Origin of the sequence: Agrobacterium tumefaciens, assembly GCF_005221385.1 — a bacterium.
In the GTDB taxonomy this organism is placed as follows: Bacteria; Pseudomonadota; Alphaproteobacteria; order Rhizobiales; family Rhizobiaceae; genus Agrobacterium; species Agrobacterium tomkonis.
Genome location: NZ_CP039903.1, coordinates 1743075 through 1756074, shown reverse-complemented (window position 1 = coordinate 1756074; position 13000 = coordinate 1743075). Strand labels below are relative to the sequence as shown.

At 57.3% G+C, this 13000-nt stretch carries 11 protein-coding genes and 1 tRNA gene; 11 read left to right on the top strand and 1 reads right to left on the bottom strand.

The features are described from left to right. Positions 1-393: 393 nt before the first annotated feature. Positions 394-762 carry an MliC family protein gene (locus CFBP6623_RS08805; RefSeq protein ID WP_046798437.1) on the top strand — a complete coding sequence of 123 codons (369 nt, stop codon included), beginning with the start codon at positions 394-396 and terminating at the stop codon, positions 760-762. A 482-nt stretch (positions 763-1244) separates the two neighbouring features. On the opposite strand, the gene CFBP6623_RS08795 is transcribed toward CFBP6623_RS08805, so the two are convergent. After that, entirely contained in the window at positions 1245-1877 is a 633-nt protein-coding gene (locus CFBP6623_RS08795) for a TerC family protein (RefSeq protein WP_046798154.1), read from the bottom strand. Positions 1878-2280: 403 nt separating this feature from the next. Here CFBP6623_RS08795 and tuf point away from each other — a divergent pair, with 403 nt between their 5' ends. From tuf to rpoB, 10 genes are all read left to right on the top strand, one after another. After that, positions 2281-3456 carry an elongation factor Tu gene (gene tuf, locus CFBP6623_RS08790; RefSeq protein ID WP_003507684.1) on the top strand — a complete coding sequence of 392 codons (1176 nt, stop codon included), beginning with the start codon at positions 2281-2283 and terminating at the stop codon, positions 3454-3456. 339 nt (positions 3457-3795) lie between these two features. Continuing rightward, a complete protein-coding gene (locus tag CFBP6623_RS08785; protein ID WP_046798155.1) occupies positions 3796-4602 on the top strand; it encodes a glycosyltransferase family 2 protein in 807 nt (268 codons plus the stop codon). Positions 4603-4828: 226 nt separating this feature from the next. Continuing rightward, positions 4829-4904: transfer RNA gene (locus CFBP6623_RS08780), tRNA-Trp, on the top strand. Positions 4905-5087: 183 nt separating this feature from the next. Then, complete coding sequence (secE, locus tag CFBP6623_RS08775) at positions 5088-5288, top strand: preprotein translocase subunit SecE (protein WP_003523719.1); 201 nt, start codon at positions 5088-5090, stop codon at positions 5286-5288. Positions 5289-5321: 33 nt separating this feature from the next. Next, a complete protein-coding gene (nusG, locus tag CFBP6623_RS08770) occupies positions 5322-5852 on the top strand; it encodes a transcription termination/antitermination protein NusG (RefSeq protein WP_046798156.1) in 531 nt (176 codons plus the stop codon). 143 nt (positions 5853-5995) lie between these two features. Beyond that, positions 5996-6427: a 50S ribosomal protein L11 gene (rplK, locus tag CFBP6623_RS08765; protein WP_027677153.1), complete on the top strand. Its 432-nt coding sequence runs from the start codon at positions 5996-5998 to the stop codon at positions 6425-6427. A 2-nt stretch (positions 6428-6429) separates the two neighbouring features. Then, positions 6430-7125: a 50S ribosomal protein L1 gene (gene rplA, locus CFBP6623_RS08760; protein WP_046798157.1), complete on the top strand. Its 696-nt coding sequence runs from the start codon at positions 6430-6432 to the stop codon at positions 7123-7125. Positions 7126-7480: 355 nt separating this feature from the next. After that, positions 7481-7999: a 50S ribosomal protein L10 gene (rplJ, locus tag CFBP6623_RS08755; RefSeq protein WP_046798158.1), complete on the top strand. Its 519-nt coding sequence runs from the start codon at positions 7481-7483 to the stop codon at positions 7997-7999. Positions 8000-8058: 59 nt separating this feature from the next. Further along, positions 8059-8436, top strand: a complete 378-nt coding sequence (gene rplL / locus CFBP6623_RS08750; protein WP_046798159.1) for a 50S ribosomal protein L7/L12 — start codon at positions 8059-8061, stop codon at positions 8434-8436. 262 nt (positions 8437-8698) lie between these two features. After that, positions 8699-12835 (top strand): DNA-directed RNA polymerase subunit beta, encoded by a 4137-nt coding sequence (gene rpoB, locus CFBP6623_RS08745; protein ID WP_046798160.1) that lies wholly within the window; start codon positions 8699-8701, stop codon positions 12833-12835. Positions 12836-13000: the final 165 nt, after the last annotated feature.

The following is a 13000-nucleotide window of genomic DNA, read 5'->3' as shown; positions in this document are numbered from 1 at the left end:
GCGGGTAAAATCTGTGAATAGTCCGTGATTCAGTATCTTGGTAGAAAGAGTTGATCCTGCGGTTCGACCCGCATCCAGCAATTCAACGGTGAGAGCTGTCCCGTGACGGCCGACCGGCAATGTGGGCGGATGACCAGACGATTTCGAAACTATCTCGCGGTGCTGGCCATATCATTGATGATGTGGGCGGTGATTCTTGGTGTCGCTTATTGGATGTATCGATAAGGGCACCGGGGGTGTCTTCCGGCACGAACTGACGGGCGTCGTCGATAAGCTGCGGTATGTCTCCCGTCATTCATGTTGCCGCAAATTCCAAAAGGCCAGGAATGGTCCGCCCAATTTTGGCTTTGCTGTCGTGACCTTATGTTTCGACCGGATCAGGAAAGGGTCATCATGAAAAAATCCATCGCCGTCACGTGTCTTGCAATCTTGTCGTCGCCGGTCGCTTCCGCCGCCCTAGCGGATGATCTGATGATTCCGCTTCCGAAGGACACGACGATCGAGAAGGTCGAGACTGTCTATCAATGCGCCGCCGACACGGTGGAGGCAGTCTATTTCAATGCCGGCGACATCAGCCTCGTGCGGCTGGGACTGAAGGATGGCGTCATCGTTGCCGCAAATGTCATTTCAGGCTCAGGGGCTAGATATCAGGGCGGCGTCCATGTCTGGTGGTCGAAGGGTGATGAGGCCGATCTATACGATCTGATGGCCGATCCCGAGATGAAGAAGCCGGTTCATTGCGTGGAAAAGAAGAAGTCCTGATCGCCGACGGCTGCCCTTAAAGGAGCGGCGGCAGGGCGGTTATGAAACCTTGCCATGCCGCCGGTCAGTGTTGGTCTGCGCTTGCGGCGCGTTCAGACGAGAACGAGCGACGCCAGCAGCGCGAGAAGGATGAGGGAGCTTGCGACAACGCCGAGTTTCATCCTTCGAAGGCGGCGGGTACGACCGCCGCTCCAGTCATAAGCCATTGGCAGCTTTACCTTTCTTTTTATTATTATGACTTATTACTAGCTCCCTAGGCTTGCTTGTGGCTGACCTCAATTGCCAGAATCCATAGGCGAGAAATTACGATTTCCCTGCCTTGCCCGGATGTTGCAGCGGTTGAACCTGATGATTCTTGAGGTGTGCCTGCCGGTTGGTCGAAATGGTTTTTTGAAGAAGTTCGCCGTGCTCGTCAGCTCGTAAAAAAGGCCCGGAAACTTTTACGTTTCCGGGCCTTTCAAATGGCGTTGCTGCGGGGCGGCTCAGCCCAGATAGGCCTTGATATAGGGCAAGACTTCGATCACGCCGTGATAGAGCATGTTGAGTGCCACATAGATGATGACAATCAGGCCGAGATAGGAAATCCAGCGATAGCGGTGCAGCAGCTTGGCGACGAAGTTGGCGGCAAGCCCCATGAGAGCGATCGAGACGATGAGGCCGATCACCAGTACCGTCACATGTTCCTGTGCGGCGCCGGCAACAGCCAGAACGTTGTCCAGCGACATGGAGACATCGGCGATGACGATCTGGGTTGCGGCCTGAAAGAAGGTCTTGTGGCCTTTGGTCAGGTCGGCTTCTTCGTCGGTCACCTCGTCTTCGATGGAGCCGGCGGCTTCGCGCAGTTCGGACCACATCTTCCAGCATACCCAGGCGAGCAGCAGGCCGCCGAACAATTGCAGGCCGACAATGGCGAGAAGCTGCACGGTGACGGCGGCAAAGGCGATGCGCAGAACGGTGGCGGCGATGATGCCCACCAGGATTGCCTTGCGGCGAAGATGGGCGGGAAGCCCCGCAGCGGCAAGGCCGATGACGATGGCATTGTCGCCCGCCAGAACGAGATCGATCGCAATGACCTGTAAGAATGCCGTGAAACCGGCGGCTGTAAAGATTTCCATGGGATGGTCCTGAAACGGATAGAAAGGCCGCGGGGGAAAGCGACGGAACGAGATAAGGCATGGGATGGCGCGCCCGGCGCCGCATTGCGATCGCCCGTCTCCCCCGGCGATGGACTGTCCTTAAGCCATCATGGCGGTGCAGGTAAAGAAGTTGTGATGGAAATATCTTAATTAGTGATCGAGAATAACAGAAAGGCGCTCCGCGCGGCTTGCGTCGACGTCATCCTTCCAAGGGTTTAAATGTCGCAAACAACACACCATATGCGGGCCTCGGGGCACGCTTGAAGCGCGTGCGCAGGCGCTTTCACAATTAAGTCTTGCGCATTCGCTTACAAAGCCTTAAACGGCGACACCAAACCGGTTCGCCGGGGAAACTACTTCACGTTCACAGGAAGCAATTCACATGGCAAAGAGCAAGTTTGAGCGCAATAAGCCGCACGTCAACATTGGCACGATCGGTCACGTTGACCATGGCAAGACGTCGCTGACGGCCGCGATCACGAAGTTCTTCGGCGAATTCAAGGCGTATGACCAGATCGACGCCGCGCCTGAAGAAAAGGCCCGTGGTATCACGATTTCGACGGCACACGTTGAGTATGAGACGCCTGCCCGTCACTACGCGCACGTCGACTGCCCCGGCCACGCCGACTACGTGAAGAACATGATCACCGGTGCTGCCCAGATGGACGGCGCGATCCTGGTTTGCTCGGCTGCCGACGGCCCGATGCCGCAGACCCGCGAGCACATCCTGCTTGCCCGTCAGGTTGGCGTTCCGGCAATCGTCGTGTTCCTCAACAAGGTCGACCAGGTTGACGACGCCGAGCTTCTCGAGCTCGTCGAGCTTGAAGTTCGCGAACTTCTGTCGTCCTACGACTTCCCGGGCGACGATATCCCGATCATCAAGGGTTCGGCACTTGCTGCTCTTGAAGATTCTGACAAGAAGATCGGTGAAGACGCGATCCGCGAGCTGATGGCCGCTGTTGACGCCTACATCCCGACGCCTGAGCGTCCGATCGACCAGCCGTTCCTGATGCCGATCGAAGACGTGTTCTCGATCTCCGGCCGTGGTACGGTTGTGACGGGTCGCGTTGAGCGCGGTATCGTCAAGGTTGGTGAAGAAGTCGAGATCGTCGGCATCCGTCCGACCTCGAAGACGACGGTGACCGGCGTTGAAATGTTCCGCAAGCTGCTCGACCAGGGCCAGGCTGGCGACAACATCGGTGCTCTCGTTCGCGGCGTTACCCGTGACGGCGTTGAGCGTGGCCAGATCCTGTGCAAGCCGGGTTCGGTCAAGCCGCACAAGAAGTTCATGGCAGAAGCCTACATCCTGACGAAGGAAGAAGGCGGCCGTCATACGCCGTTCTTCACGAACTACCGCCCGCAGTTCTACTTCCGCACGACGGACGTGACCGGCATCGTTTCTCTGCCGGAAGGCACGGAAATGGTTATGCCTGGCGACAACGTCACGGTTGAAGTCGAGCTGATCGTTCCGATCGCGATGGAAGAAAAGCTGCGCTTCGCTATCCGCGAAGGCGGCCGTACCGTCGGCGCCGGCATCGTGGCTTCGATCGTCGAGTAATAATTGCCGGTAGAAATACCGGTGATGCATGTATGATTTCAGAAAGCGGCGGCACCTTTGGTGTCGCCGCTTTTTTTGTTGAAAAATTCGAATTTGGCCGACGTGAACTTGAAAATATAAGTAATTTTTTTTAGGCGTATCTGCCGGGGGCGTTATGGTTACTTGATCTCATAACTATAATGCCTGCGCATCTGGGTGGAGGCGTAATAGATGACATTTTTATTGCATGTTTGTTGCAGCTCATTTTCGGCTCGGTGTTCCGAGCCCAGGCATCATTATTTTCTATTCGGGCGGGAGATTCCATCCCGCGTAAATGCTGTCTAAATTCAAGATTATAAGATGTCTGATCTTACTGTAGTGCTGACGAGTTGCCGACGCCCGGATCTGCTTGTTGCGACGGTTGACGCATTTTTCGCGACGAACGATTACCCGCTGCGCGAGTTTATCATCATCGAGGATTCCGGTGACGAGTCGGTCCTTGATCTTCCGGCAAGATATCCCGACCAGCCGGTGCGGGTAATTTTAAACGGCGTCAATCTCGGTCAGCATCGCTCGATAGACAAGGCCTATGCTGAGGTCAGCACGTCCTATATTTTGCATCTTGAAGATGATTGGACCTTTCCCGTGCCGGGGACCGTGGCGCGGGGGCTGGAGATACTCAGGCGAGACCCGCAGGTTGCCCTCGTCCAGCTAAGGACGCACGAGGACATGCCGGAAGATGTTCGCCGGCTTTCCAAAATGTCGAATGACATCGGCTACTGGAAGATACCGCCCGCTGCGCATCGGGTCTGGCATAGCTTCACGTTCAATCCGACCCTGAAGCGTTTCGCCGATTACCAGAAACTGCCCCATGGCTATGCCGGATTTGCCACCGAAGCGGAAATCAGTCTCTATTATAAAGACCTTGGTGCAATCATGGCATGGCTGGCGGATACGCACGTCAATCACTCCGGTTTCGGCCGCAGCAATTATGGCAGCAAGTCTGCTGGCGGTCTGGCAGGGGTATTAAAGGGTGCGAATCGATTTTTCTCGGTGGCGACGCTCAGAAAATGGCGCCGTTCCGTCGATCGGCGCGTGGCTCATCAAAGGCGCAAACATCGTGAAAAACAAAGCGTGGCGGCGACGGATAAGATGCCTGAGTCCTAGCCCTCTTGTGCGGGCAGGGCTTCATTTGTGGGCGTAACACCTGTTCGATCGCGGATGTGTGGGGTGTGGGCTGCCGAAGGCTCAGGGGTTATGACCCGACGACAGCGCGAGGGGCGGTATAAACTTCTGAAAGCCGGCAAAAAGCGCTTGCCATTCTTTTTTCAGGGCCTTAAAGGAACGCATATCGAACTGGCCAAGCGATTTTCGCGGCCGGTTACGGTGATGAAGGGGTATAGCTCAGTTGGTAGAGCGGCGGTCTCCAAAACCGCAGGTCGTAAGTTCGAGCCTTACTGCCCCTGCCACTTTCCATTCGCAAGCGCGATCTTCGCTGCATGGCAGATGGGTGCCGGATTTCCGGCGAATTTCGCGGAATGTCGATTTCCTCTTGTTAAAAGTGGAATCGGTGTTTATGTAGGTCAAAACAGACACGCGGTGCGTGGGGCTGATTAGTTCGGCTTTACGCGCCGTAATTGCGTGGGCAGTCAATGGCATCCAAAACCAATCCGTTTACGTTTCTGCAGCAGGTTCGCGCCGAAGCGTCAAAAATTACTTGGCCGTCGCGCCGCGAGACCATGATTTCGACGGCTATGGTGCTGGTGATGGTCATTTTTGCGGCTCTGTTCTTCTTTGCTGCGGACCAGCTCATCGGCTGGCTGCTCAGCCTCGTGCTGAACGTAGGCCGGTAACGGCACGGTCAAAGGATTGAACGGAGAATAAAAATGGCAGCACGCTGGTATATCGTTCACGCATATTCGAATTTCGAAAAGAAGGTCGCCGAGTCGATCGAGGAAAAGGCTCGTCAGAAGGGTCTTGATCATCTTTTCGAGAAAATCCTCGTGCCGACCGAAAAGGTTGTCGAGGTGCGTCGCGGCCGTAAGGTTGATAGCGAGCGCAAGTTCTTTCCAGGTTACGTGCTGGTGCGCGCCAACCTGACGGATGAGGCCTATCACCTCATCAAGAACACGCCGAAGGTTACCGGTTTCCTCGGTTCGGACAATAAGCCTGTTCCGATTCCCGATTATGAAGCCGATCGTATTCTCGGTCAGGTTCAGGAAGGTGTCGAGCGTCCGAAGTCTTCGGTTTCGTTCGAGATCGGCGAGCAGGTTCGCGTTTCCGACGGTCCGTTCGCGTCGTTCAACGGCGTGGTTCAGGATGTCGACGAAGAGCGTTCGCGCCTGAAGGTGGAAGTTTCGATTTTCGGCCGCGCTACGCCGGTCGAGCTGGAATACAATCAGGTCGAGAAGGTCTGATTGGAGGGGTGAAGCCCCAGGCGCGTGGAAGGCAATCTGGCTCTTAAGCCGGGGCAGGGCGCCGCACCACGCAACCGCAGCCGCCGGAGCGATCCGGCTAGAGAGAAGCCGGGTAACCGGTTTGAATTGAAAGGCAGAGAGATATGGCTAAGAAAGTTGCAGGCCAGCTCAAGTTGCAGGTAAAGGCTGGGTCGGCCAATCCGTCCCCGCCGATCGGTCCGGCACTTGGTCAGCGTGGCATTAACATCATGGAATTCTGCAAGGCGTTCAATGCCGCCACGCAGGAAATGGAAAAGGGTATGCCGATCCCGGTCGTCATCACCTATTACCAGGACAAGTCCTTCACCTTCGTCATGAAGCAGCCGCCGATGACCTATTGGTTGAAGAAGGAAGCTAAGATCACCTCCGGTTCCAAGACGCCTGGCAAGGGCGCCAAGGTCGGCTCCATCACCAAGGCTCAGGTCAAGACGATCGCTGAAGCCAAGATGAAGGATCTGAACGCAGCCGATATCGAAGGCGCAATGGCAATGGTTGAGGGCTCCGCCCGCGCCATGGGCCTGGAAGTGGTAGGTTGATCATGGCCAAGGTAGCAAAGCGCATTCAGAAGATCCGCGAAGGCGTGGATCCCAACAAGCTCTACGTTCTCACCGACGCCATTTCGATGGTCAAGGAACGTGCGGTTGCCAAGTTTGACGAAACCGTTGAAGTTTCGATGAACCTCGGCGTTGACCCGCGCCATGCGGACCAGATGGTTCGCGGCGTTGTCAACCTGCCGAACGGCACCGGTCGTGACGTTCGCGTCGCCGTTTTCGCCCGTGGCGTCAAGGCTGATGAAGCCACGGCTGCCGGCGCTGACGTTGTCGGCGCGGAAGAACTGGTTGAAATCGTTCAGGGCGGCAAGATCGACTTCGATCGTTGCATCGCGACCCCGGACATGATGCCGCTCGTCGGCCGTCTCGGCAAGGTACTCGGCCCGCGTGGCATGATGCCGAACCCGAAGGTCGGTACGGTGACGATGGATGTTGCCGGCGCCGTCAAGGCGTCCAAGGGCGGCGCTGTCGAGTTCCGCGTTGAAAAGGCTGGTATCGTGCATGCCGGCATCGGCAAGGCTTCGTTCGACGCCAAGGCTCTTGAAGAAAACATCAAGGCTTTCGCCGACGCGGTCGTCAAGGCAAAGCCGACGGGTGCCAAGGGCAACTACGTCAAGCGCGTTGCCATCTCCTCGACCATGGGTCCGGGCGTCAAGATCGACCCTTCGTCGGTTACGGCTTAATCAATTCTCGCGCGTCCTTCGGGCGTGTGACTAAAAGAATTTCCGGCTCTCAGGGAGCCGGAGATTTCCGGGGAAACCCGGAACTCCTGTCCGAGATTGCGGGTGGCCATGTCTTTCGGGATCTGGCCTTAATCATTCAACCTGCATGAGACGGGTGAGGCTGGATTTGAGACATCTGAGGATGTCTGACTGTCCGGTTCGAACCTGGTGTGCCTGTGCCTGAAGCCGTTTGCGGCGACAGAGCGGGGGACAGGATCCTCGAGCGTCGCTCGGGATCTTTGTAAAAAGGTCCCCTGGGGCAAAGGCAAACCCGACGGGTTCACAATCATGTGGTCCCGTCTACTGGAGACAGACAGTGGAAAGAGCGGAAAAACGCGAATTCGTCACGGAGCTGAACGAAGTCTTCAAGGCTTCCGGTTCGGTTGTCGTGGCCCACTATGCTGGTGTCACCGTTGCGCAGATGAACGACTTCCGTTCGAAAATGCGCGCTGCCGGAGGCACCGTCAAGGTCGCGAAGAACCGCCTGGCCAAGATCGCTCTTCAGGGCACGGAGTCGGAAGGGATGACAAATCTCTTCAAGGGCCAGACGCTGATTGCATACAGCGTCGACCCGATGATCGCTCCGAAAGTCGTCATGGACTTCGCAAAGGCCAACGATAAAGTCGTTGTTCTCGGCGGTTCCATGGGCGCAACCACGCTCAACGCCGAAGCAGTCAAGTCGCTTGCGACCCTGCCTTCGCTGGACGAGCTGCGCGCAAAGCTGCTGGGCCTTCTCAATGCCCCGGCAACTCGCGTCGCTACGGTTGTTGCCGCACCTGCAAGCCAGCTTGCACGCGTGTTTTCGGCTTACGCCAAGAAGGACGAAGCCGCTTAAGGCGGTTTTTCGCTGTAATTATTCAAACTGGTTCGAACTGAACAAAAGGAACTATCAAAATGGCTGATCTCGCAAAGATCGTTGAAGACCTCTCCACCCTGACCGTTCTGGAAGCTGCAGAACTGTCGAAGCTTCTTGAAGAAAAGTGGGGCGTTTCCGCTGCTGCTCCGGTAGCTGTTGCTGCTGCTGGCGGTGCTGGCGTTGCTGCTGCTGCTGAAGAAGAAAAGACTGAATTCGACGTGATCCTGGTTGACGCTGGCGCCAACAAGATCAACGTCATCAAGGAAGTTCGCGCTATCACGGGCCTCGGCCTGAAGGAAGCCAAGGACCTCGTTGAAGGCGCTCCGAAGGCTGTCAAGGAAGCCGTTTCCAAGGCTGAAGCTGCTGATCTCAAGAAGAAGCTTGAGGACGCAGGCGCCAAGGTTGACGTTAAGTAATCTTGCGATTGCTTGCGGGGGAGGCTGTCTCAGCCTTCCCCGTCTGTCATCGTTTTAAACCTTATTACCCAAAAGCCGCGTGAAAATGGCTTTTGGGTAATGGGTTCTTCAAGAGAATGGTTCCGAACCGGCTCATCTAGGCAATCCGGCCTGATCGATCCGGGATGTGGAACGAGATTGATGATACCCATTGCTTGACGGGGTCGACTGGCCATCGGTTCCCGTCCGTTGCAGGCCCGGATGCAATTTTAAAGGAGCGACGATGGCTCAGACCCTTTCGTTTAATGGTCGCAGGCGCGTACGCAAGTTTTTCGGCAAAATTCCAGAAGTAGCGGAAATGCCGAACCTCATCGAGGTTCAGAAGGCTTCGTATGACCAGTTTCTCATGGTTGACGAGCCCAAGGGTGGCCGTCCCGACGAGGGATTGAATGCCGTATTCAAATCCGTATTCCCGATCACCGATTTTTCGGGCGCATCCATGCTCGAATTCGTATCCTACGAATTCGAAGCGCCGAAGTTCGACGTCGAGGAATGCCGTCAGCGCGATCTGACCTATGCAGCGCCGCTGAAAGTGACGCTGCGCCTCATCGTGTTCGATATCGACGAGGATACTGGCGCGAAGTCCATCAAGGACATCAAGGAACAGTCCGTTTACATGGGCGACATGCCGCTCATGACCAATAACGGTACGTTCATCGTCAACGGCACCGAGCGCGTCATCGTTTCGCAGATGCATCGTTCGCCGGGCGTGTTCTTCGACCACGACAAGGGCAAGAGCCATTCTTCCGGCAAGCTTTTGTTCGCTGCCCGCGTCATCCCGTATCGCGGTTCCTGGCTCGACATCGAGTTCGACGCCAAGGACATCGTTTATGCGCGTATCGACCGTCGCCGCAAGCTGCCTGTGACCTCGCTCCTGATGGCGCTCGGCATGGATGGCGAAGAAATCCTGTCGACCTTCTACACCAAGGCTTCCTACGAGCGCTCCGGCGATGGCTGGCGCATTCCGTTCCAGCCTGAAGCGCTGAAGAACGCCAAGGTCATCACCGACATGATCGACGCCGATACCGGCGAAGTCGTTGTCGAAGGTGGCAAGAAGCTGACCCCGCGCCTTATCCGCCAGCTCGTCGACAAGGGCCTGAAGGCGCTGAAGGCGACTGACGAAGACCTCTACGGCAACTTCCTTGCCGAAGACATCGTCAACTATTCGACGGGTGAGATCTATCTCGAAGCCGGCGACGAAATCGACGAGAAGACGCTCGGCCTCATCCTGCAGTCCGGCTTTGACGAGATTCCGGTTCTCAACATCGACCACGTCAATGTTGGCGCCTATATCCGCAACACGCTGTCTGCGGACAAGAACCAGAACCGCCAGGAAGCGCTGTTCGACATCTACCGCGTCATGCGTCCGGGTGAGCCGCCGACCATGGATTCGGCCGAAGCGATGTTCAACTCGCTGTTCTTCGATGCTGAACGTTACGATCTCTCGGCTGTTGGCCGCGTGAAGATGAACATGCGTCTCGACCTCGACGCGGAAGACACCGTGCGCACGCTGCGCAAGGAAGACATCCTCGCCGTCGTCAAGATGCTGGTCGAACTGCGCGACGGCAAGGGCGAAATCGACGACATCGACAACCTCGGCAACCGCCGTGTTCGTTCTGTCGGCGAGCTGATGGAAAACCAGTATCGTCTGGGCCTTCTGCGCATGGAACGTGCGATCAAGGAACGTATGTCCTCGATCGAAATCGACACCGTGATGCCGCAGGACCTGATCAATGCGAAGCCGGCAGCCGCCGCCGTTCGCGAATTCTTCGGTTCCTCGCAGCTGTCGCAGTTCATGGACCAGGTGAACCCGCTTTCGGAAATCACCCACAAGCGCCGTCTTTCGGCTCTTGGACCGGGCGGTCTGACCCGTGAGCGCGCCGGCTTTGAAGTCCGCGATGTTCATCCGACCCACTACGGTCGTATTTGCCCGATCGAAACGCCTGAGGGACCGAATATCGGTCTGATCAACTCGCTTGCAACCTTTGCCCGTGTGAACAAGTACGGCTTCATCGAAAGCCCGTACCGCAAGATCACCGACGGCAAGGTGACGACCGACGTGATCTATCTCTCCGCGATGGAAGAGGCCAAGTATTACGTCGCACAGGCCAATGCCGAACTCGATGGCGAAGGCGCCTTCGTTGAAGAGTTCGTTGTTTGCCGTCACTCGGGCGAAGTTATGCTCGCACCGCGCGACAACATCAACCTGATGGACGTTTCGCCGAAACAGCTCGTTTCGGTCGCTGCGGCTCTCATTCCGTTCCTGGAAAACGACGACGCCAACCGCGCTCTCATGGGCTCGAACATGCAGCGTCAGGCCGTTCCGCTTCTGCGGGCGGAAGCGCCGTTCGTCGGCACGGGCATGGAACCGGTCGTTGCTCGCGACTCCGGCGCTGCCATCGCGGCTCGCCGTGGCGGTATCGTCGATCAGGTGGATGCGACACGTATCGTTATCCGCGCTACGGAAGACCTCGATGCCGGCAAGTCGGGCGTCGATATCTACCGTCTGCAGAAGTTCCAGCGTTCGAACCAGAACACCTGCGTCAACCAGCGTCCGCTGGTCTCCGTCGGTGACGCCATCTCCAAGGGTGACATCATCGCGGACGGTCCGTCGACCGACCTCGGCGATCTGGCGCTTGGCCGTAACGCGCTCGTCGCGTTCATGCCGTGGAACGGCTACAACTACGAAGACTCGATCCTGATGTCGGAACGTATCGTTTCCGACGACGTGTTCACCTCCATCCACATCGAAGAATTCGAAGTGATGGCGCGTGACACGAAGCTTGGTCCGGAAGAAATCACGCGCGACATTCCGAACGTTTCGGAAGAAGCGCTGAAGAACCTCGACGAAGCCGGTATCGTTTACATCGGTGCGGAAGTTCAGCCGGGCGATATCCTCGTCGGCAAGATCACGCCGAAGGGCGAAAGCCCGATGACGCCGGAAGAAAAGCTTCTGCGCGCCATCTTCGGTGAAAAGGCCTCCGACGTTCGCGACACCTCCATGCGCATGCCTCCGGGCACGTTTGGTACCGTCGTGGAAGTCCGCGTCTTCAACCGTCACGGTGTGGAGAAGGACGAGCGCGCGATGGCTATCGAGCGCGAAGAGATCGAGCGCTTGGCGAAGGACCGCGACGACGAGCAGGCAATTCTTGACCGTAACGTCTACGGTCGCCTGATCGACATGCTGCGTGGCCACGTTTCCATCGCCGGTCCGAAGGGCTTCAAGAAGGGCGTCGAACTTTCCAACGCCGTCGTCTCCGAATATCCCCGCTCGCAGTGGTGGATGTTCGCGGTCGAGGACGAGAAGGCTCAGTCCGAACTGGAAGCGCTTCGCGGCCAGTACGACGAGTCCAAGTCGCGCCTTGAACAGCGCTTCATGGACAAGGTCGAAAAGGTCCAGCGCGGCGACGAAATGCCTCCGGGCGTCATGAAGATGGTCAAGGTCTTCGTTGCTGTTAAGCGCAAGATCCAGCCGGGTGACAAGATGGCCGGCCGTCACGGTAACAAGGGCGTCGTCTCGCGTATCGTTCCGGTCGAGGACATGCCGTTCCTTGAAGACGGCACGCATGTCGACATCTGCTTGAACCCGCTCGGCGTGCCTTCGCGCATGAACGTCGGCCAGATCCTCGAAACCCACCTCGCATGGGCATGCGCAGGTATGGGCAAGAAGATCGGCGAGATGCTCGAAGAGTATCGCAAGACGATGGACATCAGCGAGCTTCGCAGCGAACTGACGGAAATCTACGCGTCTGAAGCCAATGACGAGGTTCAGCGCTTCGATGACGACTCGCTGGTGAAGCTTGCCGAAGAAGCCAAGCGCGGTGTTTCCATCGCGACCCCGGTCTTCGACGGTGCGCATGAGCCTGACGTCGCCGCGATGCTGAAGAAGGCAGGTCTGCATGAATCCGGTCAGTCCGTCCTTTACGACGGTCGTACCGGTGAGCCGTTCGACCGCAAGGTCACCGTCGGCTACATGTACATGATCAAGCTGAACCACCTTGTCGACGACAAGATCCACGCTCGCTCGATCGGTCCTTACTCGCTCGTTACCCAGCAGCCGCTGGGCGGCAAGGCGCAGTTCGGCGGACAGCGCTTCGGGGAAATGGAAGTCTGGGCTCTGGAAGCATACGGCGCGGCCTACACGCTGCAGGAAATGTTGACCGTCAAGTCGGACGACGTGGCCGGCCGCACCAAGGTCTACGAAGCGATCGTCCGTGGCGACGATACCTTCGAGGCCGGTATTCCGGAGAGCTTCAACGTTCTCGTCAAGGAAATGCGGTCGCTCGGTCTTTCGGTTGAGCTGGAAAACTCGAAGATCGAGAACCAGCCCGACGACCAGCTGCCCGACGCGGCGGAATAAAAATGAGAGAGGCGGGCGCCTTCCGGGCGCCTGCCGGTTTCCCGTCAGCCCGGCTGGCGTGGGACACTTTCGCCGCATTGTGCGGTTAATCCGTATTTAAAGCTCTGGACGGTGACCCGGGAAGAAGCCGGTCCGGATGCAAACAGGGGCAGCAGCTAGCCTCTC